The organism is Hyphomonas sp., from assembly GCF_013823385.1.
Taxonomy (GTDB): domain Bacteria; phylum Pseudomonadota; class Alphaproteobacteria; order Caulobacterales; family Hyphomonadaceae; genus Hyphomonas.
This window is the reverse complement of sequence record NZ_PNMA01000034.1, coordinates 1-19653: the sequence shown is the minus strand read 5'-3', so window position 1 is coordinate 19653 and position 19653 is coordinate 1. Positions and strand designations below refer to the sequence as shown.

At 61.2% G+C, this 19653-nt stretch carries 22 protein-coding genes; 10 read left to right on the top strand and 12 right to left on the bottom strand.

What is annotated here, in order from left to right:
* Positions 1–2: 2 nt before the first annotated feature.
* From C0456_RS16440 to C0456_RS16420, 5 genes are all read right to left on the bottom strand, one after another.
* Positions 3–1172 (bottom strand): histidinol-phosphate transaminase, encoded by a 1170-nt coding sequence (locus tag C0456_RS16440; protein WP_291054324.1) that lies wholly within the window; start codon positions 1170–1172, stop codon positions 3–5.
* Positions 1162–2109 carry a sulfite exporter TauE/SafE family protein gene (locus tag C0456_RS16435; RefSeq protein WP_291054322.1) on the bottom strand — a complete coding sequence of 316 codons (948 nt, stop codon included), beginning with the start codon at positions 2107–2109 and terminating at the stop codon, positions 1162–1164. The genes C0456_RS16440 and C0456_RS16435 overlap by 11 nt, the downstream gene beginning before the upstream one ends.
* A gap of 31 nt (positions 2110–2140) precedes the next feature.
* A complete protein-coding gene (locus C0456_RS16430) occupies positions 2141–4504 on the bottom strand; it encodes a TonB-dependent receptor (RefSeq protein ID WP_291054320.1) in 2364 nt (787 codons plus the stop codon).
* Between the two features lie 193 nt (positions 4505–4697).
* Positions 4698–5294 (bottom strand): 2-hydroxychromene-2-carboxylate isomerase, encoded by a 597-nt coding sequence (locus C0456_RS16425; RefSeq protein WP_291054318.1) that lies wholly within the window; start codon positions 5292–5294, stop codon positions 4698–4700.
* On the bottom strand, positions 5294–6052 hold the full coding sequence (locus C0456_RS16420; RefSeq protein WP_291054316.1) for an SDR family NAD(P)-dependent oxidoreductase: 759 nt from the start codon (positions 6050–6052) through the stop codon (positions 5294–5296). The genes C0456_RS16425 and C0456_RS16420 overlap by 1 nt, the downstream gene beginning before the upstream one ends.
* 69 nt (positions 6053–6121) lie before the next feature.
* Between C0456_RS16420 and C0456_RS16415 the strand changes: the two genes are divergently transcribed.
* From C0456_RS16415 to C0456_RS16405, 3 genes are all read left to right on the top strand, one after another.
* Entirely contained in the window at positions 6122–6604 is a 483-nt protein-coding gene (locus tag C0456_RS16415; protein WP_291054314.1) for a helix-turn-helix domain-containing protein, read from the top strand.
* A gap of 215 nt (positions 6605–6819) precedes the next feature.
* The gene (gene rnk / locus C0456_RS16410; RefSeq protein WP_291054312.1) at positions 6820–7209 is read left to right on the top strand and encodes a nucleoside diphosphate kinase regulator; all 390 of its coding nucleotides are present in this window, start codon (positions 6820–6822) and stop codon (positions 7207–7209) included.
* Positions 7210–7616: 407 nt separating this feature from the next.
* Entirely contained in the window at positions 7617–8651 is a 1035-nt protein-coding gene (locus C0456_RS16405; protein WP_291054310.1) for a PAS domain-containing protein, read from the top strand.
* A 163-nt stretch (positions 8652–8814) separates the two neighbouring features.
* Here the strand turns inward: C0456_RS16405 and C0456_RS16400 are convergent, their stop codons facing one another.
* From C0456_RS16400 to C0456_RS16375, 6 genes are all read right to left on the bottom strand, one after another.
* Positions 8815–9009 (bottom strand): CsbD family protein, encoded by a 195-nt coding sequence (locus tag C0456_RS16400; RefSeq protein ID WP_291054294.1) that lies wholly within the window; start codon positions 9007–9009, stop codon positions 8815–8817.
* Between the two features lie 190 nt (positions 9010–9199).
* Positions 9200–9373, bottom strand: coding sequence for a DUF1328 domain-containing protein (locus tag C0456_RS16395; RefSeq protein ID WP_290916619.1), 174 nt, complete (start codon positions 9371–9373; stop codon positions 9200–9202).
* Between the two features lie 99 nt (positions 9374–9472).
* On the bottom strand, positions 9473–11308 hold the full coding sequence (locus tag C0456_RS16390) for an SLC13 family permease (protein ID WP_291054292.1): 1836 nt from the start codon (positions 11306–11308) through the stop codon (positions 9473–9475).
* 23 nt (positions 11309–11331) lie between these two features.
* Positions 11332–11766: a hypothetical protein gene (locus tag C0456_RS16385; RefSeq protein ID WP_291054290.1), complete on the bottom strand. Its 435-nt coding sequence runs from the start codon at positions 11764–11766 to the stop codon at positions 11332–11334.
* Between the two features lie 3 nt (positions 11767–11769).
* Positions 11770–12117 (bottom strand): hypothetical protein, encoded by a 348-nt coding sequence (locus tag C0456_RS16380; RefSeq protein ID WP_291054288.1) that lies wholly within the window; start codon positions 12115–12117, stop codon positions 11770–11772.
* A gap of 65 nt (positions 12118–12182) precedes the next feature.
* Entirely contained in the window at positions 12183–12971 is a 789-nt protein-coding gene (locus C0456_RS16375) for a response regulator (protein WP_291054286.1), read from the bottom strand.
* Between the two features lie 192 nt (positions 12972–13163).
* Here C0456_RS16375 and C0456_RS16370 point away from each other — a divergent pair, with 192 nt between their 5' ends.
* Genes C0456_RS16370 through C0456_RS16360 form a run of 3 tightly spaced genes read left to right on the top strand, consistent with a single transcriptional unit; the run spans position 13164 to position 15660 of the window.
* On the top strand, positions 13164–13373 hold the full coding sequence (locus C0456_RS16370) for a NepR family anti-sigma factor (RefSeq protein WP_291054284.1): 210 nt from the start codon (positions 13164–13166) through the stop codon (positions 13371–13373).
* Positions 13370–13975, top strand: a complete 606-nt coding sequence (locus C0456_RS16365; protein WP_291054282.1) for a sigma-70 family RNA polymerase sigma factor — start codon at positions 13370–13372, stop codon at positions 13973–13975. The genes C0456_RS16370 and C0456_RS16365 overlap by 4 nt, the downstream gene beginning before the upstream one ends.
* Entirely contained in the window at positions 13972–15660 is a 1689-nt protein-coding gene (locus C0456_RS16360; protein WP_291054281.1) for a sensor histidine kinase, read from the top strand. The genes C0456_RS16365 and C0456_RS16360 overlap by 4 nt, the downstream gene beginning before the upstream one ends.
* 81 nt (positions 15661–15741) lie before the next feature.
* On the opposite strand, the gene C0456_RS16355 is transcribed toward C0456_RS16360, so the two are convergent.
* Positions 15742–15882 carry an entericidin A/B family lipoprotein gene (locus C0456_RS16355; RefSeq protein ID WP_367179296.1) on the bottom strand — a complete coding sequence of 47 codons (141 nt, stop codon included), beginning with the start codon at positions 15880–15882 and terminating at the stop codon, positions 15742–15744.
* Positions 15883–16038: 156 nt separating this feature from the next.
* Here C0456_RS16355 and C0456_RS16350 point away from each other — a divergent pair, with 156 nt between their 5' ends.
* The 4 genes from C0456_RS16350 (at position 16039) to C0456_RS16335 (ending at position 19632) form a co-directional block, all read left to right on the top strand.
* The gene (locus C0456_RS16350) at positions 16039–16884 is read left to right on the top strand and encodes a diacylglycerol kinase family protein (protein ID WP_291054277.1); all 846 of its coding nucleotides are present in this window, start codon (positions 16039–16041) and stop codon (positions 16882–16884) included.
* Positions 16881–17684: a metallophosphoesterase gene (locus C0456_RS16345; protein WP_291054275.1), complete on the top strand. Its 804-nt coding sequence runs from the start codon at positions 16881–16883 to the stop codon at positions 17682–17684. The genes C0456_RS16350 and C0456_RS16345 overlap by 4 nt, the downstream gene beginning before the upstream one ends.
* Before the next feature lie 19 nt (positions 17685–17703).
* On the top strand, positions 17704–18039 hold the full coding sequence (locus C0456_RS16340) for a hypothetical protein (RefSeq protein ID WP_291054274.1): 336 nt from the start codon (positions 17704–17706) through the stop codon (positions 18037–18039).
* 180 nt (positions 18040–18219) lie between these two features.
* The gene (locus tag C0456_RS16335) at positions 18220–19632 is read left to right on the top strand and encodes an aldehyde dehydrogenase family protein (RefSeq protein ID WP_291054272.1); all 1413 of its coding nucleotides are present in this window, start codon (positions 18220–18222) and stop codon (positions 19630–19632) included.
* Positions 19633–19653: the final 21 nt, after the last annotated feature.

Sequence of the window (19653 nt, the reverse complement as noted above, 5' to 3'; positions counted from 1 at the left end):
CCCTAGGCGCTGATGAGGCGAGGCAAGGCCTTGCAGAAACGGTCGACATCTTCCAGCTTGCCGGTCGAAACGCGGCTCCAGGGTGTGTAGTCCATATACTGGCCGCGAATGGATATCTGCTCTGCCGCCATGGCCTTCTGCAGATCGTTGGCGGGCATGCCGCTCTGGAAGTAGACGAAGTTCGTCTGGGACTTCAGATAGGGCAGGCCGAGCGTGTCCAGCGTGGCGGTAATCATCTGCCGGGCTTCGACGATCTTCGATTTGGAGCCGGCGATGAACGCTTCATCGTTATAGCATCCGATGGCGGCGGCGATGGAGGTGCAGGGTGTCCACGACATCTGCGTGTAGCGGATTTTCTCGGCTGTTTCCGCTGAGGAGATGGTATAGCCGACGCGGATGCCGGCCATGCCATAGATCTTCGAGAAGGTACGGGTGACGATGACATCCTTGCCTTCCTTGATCAGCGGGATGCAGGTCATCGAGGCCTCATCATCCACCAGTTCGATATAGGCCTCGTCGACCACGACGGTGGTTTTCGCCGCCATCCGGGACGCGGCCGCGCGGATGACCGAGCCGGGCATGGCGATGCCGGTGGGGTTGTTCGGGTTGCAGAGCTGGACCATGCCGGTTTCCGCCGTGATGGCCGCTTCCATGGCCGGCAGGTCCATGTTCATGTCTTCCGTAAGCGGAATGCGCGTGATTTCAGCCAGGCCAAGCTTGGCGGCGTAAAGCGCGGTGGTATCCCAGAAGAGGCGGGGCGCGACGATCGGGCCCTTGGGGCCATAGATGAGGGCCAGCGCGCTGAGCGCTTCGCCTGAGCCTGTGGTAATCACGATCTGCTCGGGCGATACGCCGTGGCGCTCTGCGATCATGCCTGCAAGCGTCTTTGTGGCCTCTTCATTGGTGTAATAGGCGCCCTTGCGCGCGGCCGCTTCAATCATCTTCAGCGCCGAAGGGGCCGGGCCATAGGGGTTCTCGTTGCGGGAGAGCAGCGCAAGGCCGGGTTCCGGGCCAAACAGGCTGGCTTCCTTCGGCTCCAGCGGGAAGGCGCCGCGCGCTTCTGCGGCGGCCGAAGCGGTTGCCGAGGTGGTGGTGGCGCAGCCTGCGAGCCCGACGGCCGCCGCGCTGGCACCGGCTGAAAAGAGGTTACGGCGTGTAAGTCTATATCCCATGGTCTTGCTCCAGATTTTGTACCGAAATGTCGGCGCTGAGTGTGGACACCGCCGGGGCGGTTTCAACATTGAAAGGGGTGGCGCTGCGCGATGGCGGCGAGAAGGCGGAGACCAGCATGATGCTGGACGTGACGAGCAGATAAAGGCCCAGCGCCCGGCGCAGGTGAACCGCGTTGAGATGGTGCGCCACGGCCACGCCCCAGGGCGCGGTGATGACGCTCATGGATGTGATGGCGAGGGCGGCAATGACGTTGACATAGCCGAGCGACCCGAAGGGCAGGCCTGTCTGGCCAAAACCGGCGATGATGCTGCCAATTGTTCCGGGCACGGCAATGATCGTTCCAAAGCCGGCGGCAGTGGCCACCGCGCGGTGCATGGGCTGACCACTGAGGGTCATGATGAGGACGGCGGGCGTGCCCCCGCCGATGCCGAGCAGCGTGCAATAGCCGCCCAGCACGCTGCCGAGGCCGCCGCGCATGAAGCCTTTTGGCATTTCATTGGATACCGGTCCGCGGCGCATGAGCACCGGAAACAGGAAGTGCCAGGACATGATGAAAACGCCAACGCCGAAAGTGACCTTGAGGGCGTGGCCATCCAGATACTGCGCGACCAGCAGGCCAAGCAGCACGCCGATAACGACCCAGGGCGTCCAGCTTCGCAATATCTCGAAGTCGACCGCGCCCCGTTTGGCGTGCGCCTGAACCGAACGCATGGACGTGAAGATGATGGTGGCCAGCGATGTGCCGATGGCAACGTGCATGATCTTGTCCGGCGCGATCGCGTCCGACCCGGCGCTGAGAATGGTCAGTACTGAGGCGAGTGCGGGGACGACCACGAAGCCGCCCCCGATCCCGAACAGTCCCGCCACAAACCCTGCCAGCGCGCCTGCAGCCAGCATGGCCGCAATGAAAAGCAGTGTTTCAGGCGTGAAGATCATAAGACAGAGACCCTTGATAGTAGCGGCATAATCAGAACCTCGCCGTGAGCGTCACCTGAGCGGTGCGCGGATTGAGGGGGCGGAAGGTGGCGCCGCCGGTGCCTGTGGTCGTGAAGGTGAAAGCGAGGGTGTCTTCATCGAAGATGTTGTCGATGTTGAACCGCAGGCTGACATTTTCCGGAAGGCCGAAATTGTTCGGGCCGCCGAGATCTATGTAGCCGCTCCAGATGAAGTAGCTTTCCATCAGGTTGCCGGGTGTCGCGGATGCTTCGGTGAAGTCAGCATAGCGCTCACCGGTGTATTTGGTGGAGATGTTCGCCACCAGCCATTCGGTGGGCTCCCAGGTGACGCCGCCGGTGAACAGCCATTCCGGGCTGTCTGCAAGGCGGCTTCCTGCGGGGTTCGCGCCGAAGCCATCATCCAGTTCAGCGCGGTTATAGGTGAGGTTGACATCCGCATAGAGCTGTTTGTTGAGGAATTCCGGGTTCCACACACCCGAGAGTTCAAAGCCATACGCCGTCGTGCCGCCGGCATTGATGTAGATGGTTTCGTTTTCGAGTGTTACCGGGTTCCGAACATTATTGGTCACAAGCCGGTTCTGGAAGCTTGTATAGAACGCCGAGATGGCCCCGTTGAAGGTCGGGCGGTTGGTGCGGAAGCCGACTTCAAAGTTGTCAGATTTCTCCGCATCCGGAGCATCGAAGCTCGACGCGGTTGAAAAGATGTCGTCAGCCCCGCGTGGCAGGGCGTAGTTCTGCGAGAAGGAGCTGAAGATCTGATCCGTGCTGTTGAGGGAATAGACCGCGCCGATCATCGGCAGGGGGTCGCTCTCATAGGAAGCGCGGATTGAGACTGGGCTCTTGAACACTTCATAATCTTTAAAATCGCGGTAGCCGTCCAGGGCGTAGTCGATGTCCAGAAGCTTCAGGCCGAGTTCCAGAGCGAGCTTGTCATCCAGCAGGCGAACCGTGTCTTTCAGGTAGTACTGCTTGGTATCGCGCTGGGAATCGTAGTCTCGGCGGTAATAGGCCACCTCATCCCAGATCACATCACCATCGGCCGTGCCGCCCGTCTTGTTCAGGCGCAGCTGCGTGCGGTGATACTCGTCCTTTTCGGTCCAGAAGCCGGCTTCGATCGTGTGATTGGCAACTTCCCATGTCAGCCCAGCGACAAGTCCCTTGCGGATGCCGCCGACCCCTGAGAGGCCATATTGAACGCCGCGGGGATGGACGACATCCAATCCGGCTGTACGCTGACGGTTATAGATACCAAGTGTGGTGGAATAGGCGTCTGGCGAGACCCCATAGCCATCCTTGTCTTCATAGTATGCGGTGGCTTCCAGCTTGATTGTCTCACCAATCGGCAGGCCGCCTTTCAGGGAGTAGAGCTTGTCGTCACGAATGTTGATCCGGTCCTCATAGTACTCCATGCATGTGTCTTGGGTGAAAACGGGGGTGAAGTCGCTGCCATTGATCACGCCGTCGCCGTTGAAGTCATGAACGCCCGGTCTCGGAGAAATGCAGCTCTCAGGGACCGCGCCGAGATAGCCGTATTCGCGGCCGCTCTGCTCGTACCTGCTACGGCTCATCGACGGGGAGTCGTAGTCGAAGAAGTCGTTGCTGACATAGCCCAGCTGGAGGAAGGCATCGTTGTCGAAGTCATAGCGCAGCTTGCCTTCCAGGTGTTCGCGGTCAATCGAGCCGGCGCCGCGCCACAGGTCGCTATCCGTCTTTGAACGGCTGACATAGGCGGAGAAGCCGCCGATGCGGCCGGTTTCGAGCTTCAGGAAGGTACGCTGGAGATTGTCGTCGCCGATGGTGATGGCGGCCATGCCGCCCATCTTGTCGCTGGGCAGAATGGAATTGTAGGAGACGATGGGGCCGAGCGAGGCGTAGCTTGGCAGGGAGACATCGCCCGCGCCGGGAGAGGCAACCACTGAGCCGAGGTTTTCATTGTCCACATAGCGGAAGATAGGGCTGCCGCCGAAGGCATCGGAGCGGCCCATGGGAACGCCATCGAGCACGAAGCCGATCTGCTGAAGGTTGAAGGCGCGGACGGTCACGGAGTTGCCAAACTCGTAGAGCCCCAGGGCGCCATCCGTCTGGACGTTGAAACCGGGTAAGGTCTCCAGCATCTTGAGGCCGGAGATGCCGCCCGGCGCGGAAAGCAATTCTTCTCGCGTAACGGCGACGGTATTGGTCGCCTGGCCCACACCAATGGCAAGATCCGTCTGCGATATGCGGCGGCCTTCAACGACCACCGCCTCCATCACCGCCTGATCATCCGTGGCGGGAGCGTCTGCAGCCTGGGCGAAAGCCGGCAGAATCCCCGCCGCGCTGATGAGCGCCAGCACGCTGATTTGAGATTTTATCGTCTTGCGGATCGTTTGCAGCATATGGGTCCCTCCATGCAGTTCTGCAGAGCAGGGTCAGTGAGCGCCTGGGAGGATCAGGCGCAAACTCTTAGGCGCTGATGTGTAGAGTTTATTGCGGATCAGGCGGCGAATGCAGTTTCTTTGTGCGGCGCCGCAAAAAAAACGGGCAAGCGCTCGGCTTGCCCGTATCGTATTCCAATGAACAGGGGGCGACTCAGGCGGTGAGGCGCGCTTCCACCTCTGGCAGAGTGTTCTTCCCGAAATAGATGTCGTCACCGATAAAGAAGGTCGGGCTGCCGAACGCGCCGCGCTTCACGGCGTTCTCCGTGGTCGTCATCAGGCGCTGCTTCACATCGTTCTCCTGGGCGCGGGTTATCAGCCGCGCGGCGTCAATGCCGGCGGCGGAGAGATGTGTTGCGACAACATCAGGGTCGCCCATGTTCAGGCCCTGCTCCCACATCAGCGGGAAGGTAGCGTTGACCAGTTCCATCAGGCCGCCGTCCATTGCCGCAGCGGTAGCCATGCGCATCATCAGCAGCGTGTTGACGGGGAAGAACGGGTTCATCACGAAGGGGATGTTGTGGCGCTGGATGAAGCGGTCCATTTCCAGCCGCTCGTAAGCGAGCTTGTTGGGGATGTTGGCATAGGCCTGCATCGGGGACTGGTTGTTCGTCAGCTTGAAGACGCCTCCGAGCAGAACGGGCACATAGTTGAAGCGGGCGCCGGTGCGCGCTTCGATCTCCGGCACCACCTTGTGGGCGAGATAGGCATTGGCGCTGCCGAAATCGAACTGAAATTCAACGGTCTTCATTACCAGGTCTCCTTGTAGGGGCGCAGGTCCATTTCGAAGGTCCAGGCGTCTCGTTTCTGCTGGTGCAGATACCAATAGGCATCTGCGATGGAGGCGGGCTCCATCAGGGTGTCGGGGGCAAGGTTTGCCACCGCCTCTTCACCGCGCGCAGACTTGATCCGGTCCCTGACGAAATCAGTATCCACACCGGCATCAATGACGAGGTGGGCGACGTGAATGTTCTGAGGGCCAAGTTCGCGTGCCATGGACTGTGCCATCAGGCGCAGGCCACCCTTGGCGCTGGCGAAGGCGGCATAGCCCATCCCCCCGCGCAGGCTGGCAGTGGCGCCGGTGAAGAAGATAGACCCCTTGCCGCGCGCCAGCATCAGCCGGGCGGCCTCCCGCCCCGTAAGAAAACCCGCCTTGCAGGCCATCTCCCACACCTTGAAGAAGACGCGTTCGCTGGTGTCCAGCAGGGGGAAAGAGACATTTGCGCCGGGATTGGAGATCACGACCTCCAGCGGGGCATGCGCGTCGGCCTCCTGAAGGAAGGCGGTGACGTCTTCTTCCTTGCGGGCATCAAGGCCGCGAGCCATGCATCTGCCGCCGGAGCCTTCGATCTCGCTTTTGAGCTTTTCCAGTTTCTCCGCCGTGCGACGGCCCGCGAAGACGGTGTAGCCTTCTGCCGCGAACCGGCGTGCAATGGCCGACCCGATGAAGTCTCCCGCGCCGATAATGGCGCAGGTGGCGTTTCGTTCGGGTGGTTTCTGGTCCTGCATCGAAGCTTCCCTCTGTTAACGGACAAGTAAGTCTTGAATTAAGATCAAGTCAATGCTTAAAGTGGCTGAATGAAGTGGCAGGATCTTGACCGGGAGAATTGTTCGCTGGCGCGCGCGATGGCGGTGGTGGGCGACCGCTGGACGTTGCTGGTGCTGCGTGAGGCATTTCTCCGTGTGCGGCGGTTTGATGAGTTCCGGCAAAATCTCGGCATTGCGCGCCGCGTCCTGACCGAGCGGCTGCAGCATCTGGTAGATCATGGCGTTCTGGAGAAGGTAGCCTACAGCCAGACGCCGCTGCGCCATGAATATCGGCTTACGGAGAAGGGCCTGGGCCTCTATCCGGTGATCATCAGCCTCGTGCATTGGGGGGATGAACATTACGCCGGAAAGAAGGGGCCCCCGCTTCTGCACCGGCACAAGACCTGCGGGCATGACTTCCGCAGCGTGCTGACCTGCTCCGAATGCGGCGAAGAGGTCAGTCCGAGGGACGTGGCGCCTCATCCCGGCCCCGGCGCCCGGAAGGGGGCGTGGGATGGCCGCCTGACTGACTGAACGGCTTGACTACCCCGCTGGTGTGGCCATGTTGGTAGCCATGACGTTGAAGACGGCTCTCCTTTTCATTTCCGCTGCGCGTGCTGCCGCACGCCGCTAGCCCCTGATTCTGCCTGTAACCTGGGCGCAATCAGGGGAGAGACCGCATTTCACCCAAAAACAATCAGCAGCCCCGCCAAAAACGGCGGCGGCGCTTTCACGCATTCGGAGTCACTATGCCCACCACCACCAGCCGCCCGCCCGTCTATGTGACGGATGAAGAACTTGAACGCCTGTCAGATCTTGCCCACGCCGTTCAGGGCAGAGAGCCTGCAGCCGAAACCCTGATCGAAGAACTGACGCGCGCCCGCATTACGCCTGTGGAAGACGTGCCGCTGGATGTGGTGCGGATGCATGACCGGGTGCGCTTCACTTATGATGGCACGCTCTATGACGATTTCTGGCTGGTCTATCCCAATGAGGCGAATATTGCCGCGCGGCGAATTTCCGTGCTGACGCAGGTCGGCGCGATGCTGATCGGGCTGCGCGCGGGTGGCGCAATCTCCTGGCGCGGGCCGGATGGGCGCGACCACAGCCTTGAGGTTCTCAGCGTCATACGCGGATAAGATGCCGTTTCTGTCGCGCAGGTGACACAATGAGGCGTCTGTAAAAAATCTTTCAGATCAGAAATCCAGTTGCCAGCTTGTTGCGTAAAGATGTGGGTGCCTTTTTGTCTCCTGAGGCGGTCTCGAGATTCACGAAGCTCAACATGGGTTGAATCTGGAATCGCAGGGGCTGTGTCATTAAAATCCGTATAGAGAACATTTTCGGCCGGCTCCAGAGGCATTCGCCTCAAAGCCAGGCCGGCGCCCATGCCGCTTCGGAGGGTTTGCTTGCCGTTAACCAATCCACCCCAATTGCGGCTAGACCGGCAACCAGGGCTTGCGCAAATCAAACATTTCCGCTTCTTTCTGGTGTGGGGGAAGTGAAAGAGGGCAATTCTGCCGTGGGACCGAGCGAGGAGTATGGTGCAATGCATCGCAGCCCGGCACCAGATGCCGCTTTGCGGGCCGTCTCTAAGGACGATCTTTCATCGAGTCTTTCCGACCCCATCCTCACCGCCCTGTTCCAGAGCAGCCGCGATTGCATCAAAATTCTCGATACTGCAGGCCGCATCCGCTACATGAACCCGGCAGGGCTTGCAGCCCGCCAGTTGAGTGCCGAGATGGATGTCGTTGGCCGGCACTGGTGGGAACTCTGGCCGCTGGAATCTCATCCCCTGGTTCAAGAGGCGACTGCCAAGGGCGCCCTTGGGGAGACAACTGACTTTCGCGGATTTTGCCCAACAGCGCGCGGCCGGCCGAAATGGTGGGATGTGCGCGTGTCGCCGATCCAGGAGGCTGCGGGAGAGGTGACCGGGGTGCTGGTCGTTTCCAAAGACGTGACCGACGCGGTCACCAACCGGAAAATGTACGACACCATTGCCCTGGAAATGCGCCACCGGCTGAAGAACGCCTTTGCCGTGGCCAGCGCCATCGCCAAGATCAGCGCGCGGCAGACGCCGGAGCATCAAGGCTTCGCCGAGGATCTCGTGGCCCGTTTCTCGTCACTGGCTGTGGCGCAAGGAAAGCTGGTCGAGGCGTCGAGCGATTTCCCGCTGCGGTCTCTTGTTGCCGACCTGGTGGATGCCGCCGGTGTTTCGGAAGACACGATTGATGTGAACGGCATGCCCGATTGCCTGGTCGATGAAGCGCAGATGCGCGTGATCGCCGTGGTGATCGGAGAGCTGACGACAAATTCCCTGAAGTATGGCGCCCTGCGCAACGGAGGCGAGATCCACTGCGAAGGCCGCATTGAGGACGGATGGCTGCATCTTTCCTGGATCGAGCCGTTGCAGGATGTTCCAGACGCTGCAGCCGAAGCGTCTTCCTCAACGAGCACGGGGCTGACGGTTATCCAGCGTATTGTCAGCTCGGCCGGCGGACAGGTTACCCGCGTGATGAACGAGGATGGGCTGCGCGTTGATTTCTCCCTGGTGCACCAGATGGCCGATGAGGCTGCCGACTGAGGGCGCCGGCATTCTCGGCAGAGACTACCCGAAACATTGCTGTCAGAACGGAAACCGCCACCCAACCTTGGCTGGGTGGCGGAACAGGCGCCTCACGTGGGGGGTGGGGGGACGCTGACGCGGCGCCTGTAGTTCCTCCGTGTCCTGATGGGGACTTTCCGGATTACTTGCGGTTCTGGTCGATGGATTTCTTGACCTTGTCCTCAACCTTGCCGGCCGCGCGTTGTGCATCGCCCTTCAGTTCCTGAAGGCGGCCTTCGGCTTCAAGTTTCTTGTTGCCGGTAACCTTGCCGGCCGCTTCCTTGGTATTGCCGGCAACCTGATTGCCAACGCCTTTAACGGTGTTCTTGTTAGTCATGGCGTTCTCCAGTCCATGTTCGAATTGTTTGCTTGGTATATCTTAGCAACGCCCCAATATTGATTCAGTTCCCTGAAATTCCGCCAAATATTCTTTGGAGCTTCAGAAGCCGCCGATTTGAGCCTCTTTCACAAAAGAAGGGCGCCCGGAGGGCGCCCTTTGAGGTACAGGGATGACAGGGGAGGTTCTGTCAGGTGATGCTCCGGCCCCGGAGCGCGCGGGCAACAAATGTGACCACGAGAAGCGCCAGGAATACGAAGAAAAGGATCTTTGCGATGCTGGCGGCGGCGCCAGCGATACCACCAAAGCCCAGCAGGGCCGCGATGATTGCAAGGATAAAGAATGTCAGTGCCCAACCAAGCATGGAAGTCTCCTTTGTCAAATGACCACTCTTTCGGTCTGTAAAAAGGGAACGTGCCTGAGCTTCTTAGGTTCCATACCTTTCTTCACCTAATCGCATTTGTCAGAGGGGCCAGGCCCACAGTAGGATGGGCGTCGCGGCGCCGATCACCACAACTTCCATCGGCAGGCCGAGGCGCCAGTAATCGCCAAAGCGGAAGCCGCCTGGCCCCAGAATGAGCGCGTTGTTCTGGTGGCCGATGGGTGTGAGGAAGGCGCAGGAGGCCCCCACGGCCACGGCCATGAGATAGGTGTCCGGATTAACCTGAAGCTGGGCGGCGGCGCCCAGAGCGATCGGGCACATGACGGCGGCGGTTGCCGCATTGTTCATGAAATCGGAGAGTGTCATCGTGACGATCAGCAGAATGATCATGGTGTAGACGGGGTTGGCGCCACCTGAAGCCGTGATGAGACCCTGGGCCAGAAGATCGGCGGCGCCGGTCGTCGACATGGCCCCTGCGACAGGAATGAGCGCGCCGAGCAACACGATCACCGGCCAGTCGATGGGCTCGTACAACTTGCGCAGGGGCACGACCTTGAACACAGCCACCGCGAGGACGCCTGCCGCGAATGTGATCGCTGCTGGCAGCAGGCCAAAGGCCGCGCCACACACTGCAAGCACCATGATTGCAGCGGCGAGGAATGCCTTGCGCGTGTTCGGGATCTTCAGCGGCCGCTCGGCGAGGGGCACGCAGCCATAGCGGTTTGCAAATTCGAGGATCGAGTCGGCATTGCCCTGAACAAGCAGCACATCGCCGGAGCGAATGGGCGTAGAGTTCAGGCGCGCCATGGACTCCTTGCCGTCACGCGACAGGGCAATCAGGTTTACACCGAACTCCCGCCGCAGCTCGATGAGCTTGATGGTGAGCCCCAGCAGAAGCGCGTTGGGGCGCACGGCCAGTTCCATCAGGATGACATCGCCCGATTGTAGCCGGCTTTCCTGCTGGGCTTCCTTTTCATCCTTGCCCGAATTTTCCGGATTTTCCTTTTCCTCCCGCATCTCTTCCTCGGCCTTCTCGATGGTGTCGAGGCTCAGGCCAAGTTTGGAGAGGGCGTCACCGATGGCTTTTGGATCGGCTTCGATCACCAGAACATCGCCGCCGCGGACTTCACGATAGGGGCTGGGCGCCGCTATGCGGCGGTCGTCCCGCAGGAGACCAACAATCTGGGCGTCGGTTGTGTCAAGCTGGTATTCGATGTCACGCAGCGACTGGCCTATGATGGAAGAGTCCTGCTTGATGCGGGCTTCGATTATGTAGGGCGCGGTTTCGAAGCTGGAGAGGTCGGCGCGCTCTCGCGCCGGAACGAGCCGCCAGCCGAGGGCAATCAGCAGAAGTCCGCCCGCCGTAACGGCAAGGCCAACCGGGGCAAAATCAAACATTGTGAAGGCCGTGCTGCCGTCCTGGCCGCTGAAGCCTGCGACGATGAGGTTTGGCGGCGTGCCGGTAAGGGTTGTCATGCCGCCGAGGATGGAGGCGAAGGAGACTGGCATCAACACGCGTCCTGGCGCGACGCCGAGACGGCCGGCCGTCTTGATGGCAATCGGCATCAGCAGCGCCAGCGCGCCGACATTGTTCATGAAGGCGGACAGCCCGGCGGCGAGCGCCGAAAGCGCGATAATTGAGACCGTGCTGCCCGAGCGGGAAGGCAGAACGCGCGCGGTCAATGTGTCCACAACGCCTGTGGTCTGCAGCGCAAAGCTGAGAATGAGGACGGACGCCACCGTAATCACCGCAGGATTCCCAAAGCCTGAAAAGGCGTCGCCGGGCTGCACGAGCCCGGCGAGAATACATGCGATCAGCGCGCCGAGGGCGACCAGATCATGCCGCCATCTGCCCCAAATGAAGAGCAGGGCGGTCAGGGCGAGAATGGCAAAGATGCCCGCTTGCGGAAGTGTCATTGTGCGCCCCCAGATATGTCCGGTCAGACAAGACGGGACAGCATGCGATCCATTATGCCAACGCTCGTATTCGGGGCGCGGGCAACAGCATAGGCGGCAACACCTACGCCGAGCAATGTGAGAAGGGGGCGTTTCTCGACCATGTTGCTGACTGCGTTTATGGACATGCCCGTCAGCGTATCGAGCGTGTCATCCCGGAGGTAGGCCACCGTGTTGGCGGCTGCGGCCGTCACGCCAGCAAATTCTTCCTCCATCGGAACGGCAGGGCGTGTGGCTTTCCACATGGCAATGGCCGCGCCAAGAAGGAGCAGACCGCCGACGAGCGCGCCGGACATTGCCAGCCCCATATAGGGCGCAAGGGCAACGACCCCTGCCCAGGTAAGGGCGCCTGCACCGGCGAGCCCGATTACGGACCCGCCGGCCATCATGATGACGCGAAGTTTGAGACTGCCAACCATGTTTTAGCGGCGGGACAGCAGAGCCAAAAGAACGCCGGCGCCAGCGGCAACGCCAACGGACATCAGCGGACGTTCACGGATCGTGTCTTCCAGGCGGTGGCGCGCATCAACAGCCTTTTCGGCAACGGTTTCGGCGCTATGCTGTGCTCTCACAACCTTGTCGCCCACGGCGCGACCGAGATGCTCAGTGAAGTGATTGGCCGACGATTTGACAGCGGAAACAAATGTTTCTGCCGCCTCCTGCGCCGCATGAAGGTCTTCTCTAGCCGCTGCAGCAGCAGCCGCTAATTTCTTGTCGTGGCCGTTTGCGCGGCCGCGCGATTTACGACTGGAAATATGGGGGGTAGCCATCGCTTTCTCCTTTCAGTGTCCTCATCGGATCAACGAAGGAGAAAGCGGTTGGTTCCAAACGGCGGTCAGTTTTGCGGTTCAGGCTGGGCGTGGAAGAAGAGGGCCTGGCTGATGGCCGCCTTCACCGTATCATCCTGGAACGGCTTGGTGATGAGGTAGGTTGGCTCCGGCCGTTCGCCGGTCAGCAGCCGCTCCGGGAATGCCGTGATGAAGATGACCGGCAGGTCGAAATCGGCCAGAATATCCTGGACGGCATCAATGCCGGAGGAATTATCTGCCAACTGAACATCACAGAGGATGAGGCCAGGTTTCACCCGGCGGGCAAGATCAACGGCGTGTTTGCGGGTGGCCGCATTGCCGGCAAAGGTGTGCCCCAGATCCTCGACGAGATTGGCAAGGTCGGCGGCGATGATCGGCTCGTCCTCGATAATGAGGACAGAGGTGGACAGCTGCTGCTCGATCTCACGGTGCGCGGCGTCGATGAGCTTTTCCAGCTCGGCGGGGCTCTTGTCCAGAATTTCACAGGCTTCAGGCCGGCTGAAACCTTCCAGCGTGGTCAGCAGGAAGGCCTGCCGCTGGATCGGGGCCAGCTTGCGCAGGCGCGCTTCCGGCGAGGAGCCGCCCGGCTTGCCCGCCGTTTCCAGCCGTGCCCCGGTGGTTGACCAGATCGCATGGAAAAAGCGGTACAGCGTGACGCGGGGCGACGAAGCTTCCACCATCAGGCCGGGGTCTTCGCTCAGGGCTTCCAGACAGGCCCGGATATACGCGTCACCACTCTCCTGTGACCCCGTCAGGGCCCGCGCGTAGCGGCGGAGAAACGGAAGATGTGGGCCGTATTGGGCGATCAGACTCATAATGGAACCTCTATGCTATCCGAGCGTTACAACGCGCGGGACGCAGATTGGTTTCATGTGCTGAAGAAAAAATTCACCAAGTGCAGTTTGCCATGGAACCTATCTATGGTCGAGGCGTTTATGGCACGAATATGGCCATTTGGCCCATTTTGGCTGATCAAGCAGCAAGTGAACGGAATTTAAGGCTAGAAGATGAGTGAGTCTGGAAAACTGAACGGCAAAGACCCCGACGGGCGGCGCAGCCAGCGCCGTCTTGGTAACCGCGCCATCGGCGAGCGTCTCCGCGAGATGTATGACGGCGTTGTGGGGGAGTCTGTGCCGGATGATTTCTTCAAGCTGCTTGAGCAGGCCGAGGCGAAAGCCAAGGCTGGAGCGAAATCGCGACCTGATGGTGAAGCATGACCGCCACCCAGGCACTGTCCCTTTCGGACTTCAAGGCGGCGCTCATGGAGGTAACGCCTCATCTGCGTGCGTTTGCGCGCAGCCTTTGTGGCGATCCGGTGCAGGCCGACGATCTTGTCCAGGACGCGCTTCTAAAAGCCTGGAATGCCCGCGAGAGCTACACGGAGAATACCAGTTTCAAGGCATGGACCTTCACCATTCTTCGGAACTCCTTCTATTCGGAGAAGCGGCGCAGCTGGCGTTCGACGGGGCTTGAGCCCGGCGTTGCCGAGGCGACGCTTGTGGCCTCGGACGATCCTGACAAGGGCCTTGAGCTGGTTGCCCTGCGCAACGCGCTTGTGCATCTGCCCCAGGACCAGCGCGAAGCCATCATCCTGATCGGTGCGGGCGGCATGGCCTATGAGGAGGCCGCCGAAATCGTCGGGTGCGCCGTAGGCACGATCAAGAGCCGGGTCAGCCGGGCCCGCAAGGCCCTCGCCGAGTTGCTGAACGCCGAAGACGGCGGCCCGGCAGGAGCCAGCGGCTCCAATGTCACCTCGGGTGAAGCCGCCTTCAACGACATCATGGGCCAGGTTGACGAATTGAGCCGGCATAACGGATGACGCAGACGGGCGGGGAGGGGCGCGCCAAGCGGAAACGCCTGAGCCTCCGGCTTCAGGTGATTTCTGCTATGGCGGTGGTGCTCAGCCCGCTCCTGATCATGGGCGCCATCAACGCCTGGAGCGAACAGCAATTCTCCCGCCAGATCCGTTTTCACGAGCTTCAGCAGGGCGCGCAGGACCGGGTGCGCCAGACAGATGCGATGCTTGTGCGCGCGCGCACGGCGCTGCGGATGATCGCTTCGGAAAGCGCCGGCCCCTCCTGTAGCGAAATTGCCAGCCGAATGGGGCCTCTGGACCTGCCGCTGCGCAATACATTGCGGTTTGACGCAGAGGGTATCGTTACCTGCAGCGAGATCGGCGAAGACATTGTAGGCAGGCCGATGGCGCAGCTGGAATGGAACGACCGGTTGCGCAAGGGGGTGGAGTCCATCGAGGTCAGCGGCCAGCGCAGCATGGCCCTGGGCGACCCTGCCATCTACATGCTGCACCGGGTGAACGACGGACAGGGTCATTTTGCCGGCTCGATTGGCCTAAGCATGTCGCTGCCAGATATCGCTGGCCGGATCGCGGAGGTGACAAAAACCAGCTCGGCAACTACCGCTCTGGTGGTGCGGGGCGGAGAGGTAATCGGCTCCAATATCGTGGCCGGTGTGCCGATGGAGTGGATCAGCGAAGGCGCAACGCTGAACCAGAGAACCTATCGTCTGACCCCGGAGCAGGGGCCGCCCCTGGATGTCGTGCTCCTGCCGCTCAGAACGGAGGGCCTGTGGCTGATGGTGGGCTCGCCCGCGCCGCCCCAGCGCGCGGAGGGCATTCTCGCTTTCCTCGTGCCGATCCTCGCCTATCTGGCCGCGCTTCTGGCCGCCAGCTGGATTGCCGACGCCATGGTGTTGCGCTGGCTGGAGCGGATCCGCATCCGCATTCAGGATATGCGCAGCTCTGCGCGCTACATGCCCCTTGCGCCGGAGCTTTCCCGCGCCCCGCTGGAGATGCAGCAGGTGGCCGAAGCCTTTGACGATCTCACCAGCCGCGTAACCACGCATGAATCAGATATGCAGCGCGCCCTTGTGCAGATGAAGGCGGCCTTCCGGGAAGTGCATCACAGGGTCAAGAACAACCTTCAGGTTATGCTCAGTATGCTGAAGCTTCAGGGGCGCGGCGAGCCGCTGCCGGAAACGCAGGCGGCGCTGAAGGTTGCTGCCCACCGCGTGGCCATGATGGCAGCGGTTCACCACACTCTGCTGAATGAGGGCGATCTCGATACGGTTGAGGCGCTGGATCTGTTCAATGCCATCTGCAACCAGGTCGATGAACAGAAAGGCTGGGTTGATGGCGGCCGCAATATCATTCCGGATGTCACCCCCGGCCTGCTGCCGGCAGACATGGCTGTGCCCCTTGGGATGTTTGTGCTCGAGGCGGTCGGCCTTCTGTGCCCCGATGAAGATGAGGCTGATGTGATCCTGCATTTTGACCGGGACAACGGCAATTGCCAGCTGAAGCTCACCTGCGGCAATGCCAGCGCAAGCGGGAAGAGCGAGATCGACCGCGACACCAGCCTGTTCCTGTCGGCCTTTGCCCGCCAGATCGGCGGCACCGTATCGGTCGACAGCGGCGCGGAGAATGAAATCCATATCGAACTCGCCTTTTCAGTAAGCGAAATGGTTCACCACGAACGGCCAGGCTGAGCTGGCATTTCTTCTGGCGCAATGGAAAAAGCGCGCCCCTTTCGAGGCGCGCCTTTCTGATCTATTGGGGAATTGGCCGGCTTACTCGGAAAGCTCTTCCTGGGTGGCGCGAGCCGTATCTTCGATGGCCTCGCCGCCCGCCTGGACGTCTTCGCCGACACCTCTGACCGTGTTGCAGGCCGCGAGGAAAATAGTGGCCAGAGCGAGAAGGGGAATACTCATCGACTTTTTCATTTTGCAATCCTTTTGCAAGCTGCAGATGTATCAAAAACGCACGGCTCAGCGGTGAGTTCCCAAACGCCCAAGTATTATTTCTCACTGATCCGGAACCGGAACATTCCGGATACCCATGCGTTGAACATCCGGGAGACCTGACAGATGAGACTCGGCATTATTGTAAATGAAAAATCCGGCTCTGTTCCGGAAGATGGCCGGGCGCAACTCGCGGCTTTCATTGCGGAAGAGGGGCATGAGGCGGTTTTGCCGGCCGATCTCGAGGTGGCTCTTGAAGATCAGGTGGCGGCCCTGATGTCCGCTGGCTGCGAGGCTATCGCGGTCTGGGGCGGCGATGGCACGATTTGCGCGGTGCTTCAGTCGGCAAATGGGAGCGTGCCGGTTCTGGTTCTGCCGGGCGGTACGATGAACCTTCTGCCCAAGCGGCTTCACCATGATGAACTTGACTGGAAGAAGATTGTCCACAGCGTGCTGAAGGCCCCCAAGCCGAGCTGGATAGCGGCCGGGGAGGTGGGCGGTCAACGCTTCTACGTGGCAGCGCTGTTTGGCCAGCTGACACATATTGGCGCTTCCCGCGAAGCGGTGAGGGAAGGCGCCATCCTGGAAGCTGTCAGCATCCTGACGGATCGGGACGCGCTGGACATTGAAAGCAATATCCAGGTCGAAGTGGATCAGCCCGGTACATTGAGGGAATGCCCGGCAACCGCTGTGGCCGTCATCCCGGCCGAGCAAGACGGCCTCGAGATTGCGGTGATCGCACCGGACAACCATCTGGATCTCGCGGCATCAGCGATGGACGCTTTGGCGCGCGGCTGGCGGGAAAGCGCTCACTTCCATGCCGAGGGAGCGACCGCCATACGCATGCGGCATGCGGATGGAAAAGCGATCCCTGCGACCATTGATGGTGAACCTTGCGAGCCTGGAGAGGTGCTGTCGATTTCCTACATTCAGAAGGCCGCCTGTGTTCTGGTGGCGGGAGGTGAGGCATGAAGATCGCTCATTTTGCGGATCTGCATTTCGGCCGTGAAAACAAGGAAGCCCTCACGGCCGCCGGCGATCTGGTACGGGAGCTGGAAGTCAACGCCATCGTCGTTTCGGGCGATCTGACACAGCGGGGCAAAAGGGACGAGTTCGACGCGGCGCAGGAATGGCTTTCCGGCTTCCACGCACCTATCCTCTGTGTGCCCGGAAACCATGATACGCCCCTGCTTAACCTGCCTGCGCGCGCGTCAGATGCATTTGGCCGGTATGACCGGTATTTCAGCGGCCGCGCGGGCCCGCTGGACCTTGACGGGGTTTCCATCCGGGGGCTGAATACCTCTCGTGGATGGCAGACGCGCATGAATTGGGCGGAGGGCCGCGTTGATCTTGACGATCTGGACAAGGCGATTGCCCATTCAGACGCAGACGGCCTGCATATGATTGCCTGCCACCATCCCTTTATTTCGCCCGCCAAAGCCGGCCTTCAGACCGCGACGAAGCGCGGCGAGGAAGCCAGCCGGCGGCTTGCGGCAAGTCCGGTGCAGATATTGCTGACCGGCCATGTGCATACGCCGCATGCAGAGCTGATACGCGAAGGGGAGGGCGGCTATCTCGCCATTACGGCCGGCACCCTGTCCACCCGGCTGCGGATACAGCCGCCTGCGTTCAATATATTGTCGGTGCGCGACGGTATCCTGGCGCTGAATGTGCAGACCTTTCAGGATGGCCGCTTCCGTGAAGGCACGCATGGCAGCTGGGACGTCAACACGCTGGAACCGATCAGTACACCGCGCGTTGTTACCGTATAGTCACGGAAGGAGCGGAACAATGCGTAAAGCAGCACTTGGTATGAGCGTTGCCCTGTTGGCCGGCGTCGCGCTGGCCGCCTGCGGAAATGAGCCGGAGCCGATTGGGCCCATCGAGCCAGCGTTCGACCGGACCACGGAGACCACCGATCCCGATACCGCCGAGCCCATGGTGCCGGGAACGACGCTTCCGGATGCTGAGCCCGTGCCGCCGGTCGGGTCGCAGCCGGGGGAAATCCCCGAGGTCATGGAACCGGGCCCCACGCCTGGCATTCCGGGCGGGGACACCACGACCGGAACGCTTGACCCGGCTGTGCCCGCCGAAGAGCCCACTGACGAGTTTGGCACGCCACAGTAAGGGGAGCCTGGCCTCAAGGCCGGCTTTTGTGATGGTGCCGGGCGCGGGGAGCTTGCTTCCCGCGCCGTTTCCGTAAGCGGCAACCTTCCCTAGGGAGAGTGGGGCAAATTTGGTCTTCGGTTTTGATTTTGTCTGGCTTAGCCTGCGTCAACCAGACACCAGACCGAGGAAGCGAACCAGATGTCCCAGACTTTCACGATGACGATCAACGGCAAGGCGGTTTCGGGCAGCGAGACCTTTGGCGTGGAGAACCCGGCAACCGGCGCGGTCTTTGCGCAGGCGCCCGATTGCACAGAGGCGCAACTTGACGAGGCGGTCGCGGCGGCGCGCACAGCACTGCCGGCCTGGAAGGCGACGCCGATCGAGAAACGCCGCGATGCGCTGCAGGCGATTGCCGGCGTCATTGCGCAGAATGGCGAGGACCTCGCGCGCCTTCTGACCAGGGAGCAGGGCAAGCCGCATCCCGATGCGATGGGCGATGTTCTGGGCGGCGCGCACTGGCTGATGGAAACGGCCAAGCTGGGCATTCCAGAGCATGTTTCCGAAGACTCGCCCGAGCGCCTGGCGGTGACACGGTACGGGCCGATTGGGGTGGTGGCGGCGATTGTGCCGTGGAACTTCCCGATCATCCTGATGATGTTCAAGCTCGCCCCGGCCCTGCTGGCGGGGAACACCGTGGTGGTCAAACCGGCGCCGACGACACCGCTGACGACGCTGAAGATCGGCGAGCTGATCCGGGGCATCCTGCCGCCGGGCGTGGTGAATGTGATCTCCGGCTCCGACCGGCTCGGTCCCTGGCTGACGGCGCACAAGGATATCGACAAGGTGAGCTTCACCGGATCGACTGAGACCGGCAAGAAGGTGATGGCGAGCGCGGCGAAGGATCTGAAGAAGGTGACGCTGGAACTCGGCGGCAATGACGCGGCGATCGTGATGCCGGATGTGGACGTGAAGGCAGTGGCCGAACAGCTGTTCTGGGCGGCGTTCCGCAATGCCGGGCAGATCTGTATCGCGACCAAGCGGATGTACATCCACAAGGACGTGTACGAACCACTTAAAGCGGCCATCGTTGACTATGCCGCCAGCGTGAAGGTTGGCGACGGGGCCGAGCAGGGCACCCAGATCGGGCCGATCCAGAACAAGGCGCAATATGAGCGCGTGCTGGAGCTGATCCAGGACGCCAAGGACAAGGGCTACAAATTCCTGATCGGCGGGAATTCTTCCAATGTGCCGGGCTATTTCGTGCCGGTGACCATTCTGGACAATCCGCCGGAAGACGCGCGGATCGTGCAGGAGGAGCAGTTCGGGCCGGTGTTGCCGCTGATGTCGTTTGATGACATCGACGAAGTCGTCGGCCGGGCGAACGCAACGGTTTATGGCCTGGGCGCCTCGATCTGGACCAAGGATCTTGACCGGGCGCAGGCGCTGGCTTCGCAGCTTCAGGCCGGGACGGTGTGGATCAATGAGAGCCAGCACCTTTCGCCGCATGCTGCATTTGGCGGGCACAAGCAATCCGGCATCGGCGTCGAAGGCGGGCAGGACGGCCTGCTGGAATTCTGCCAGGCGCAGACGGTATTCATGCGCCGCGCCTGATGCGCGCTGTCAGGTGAATGG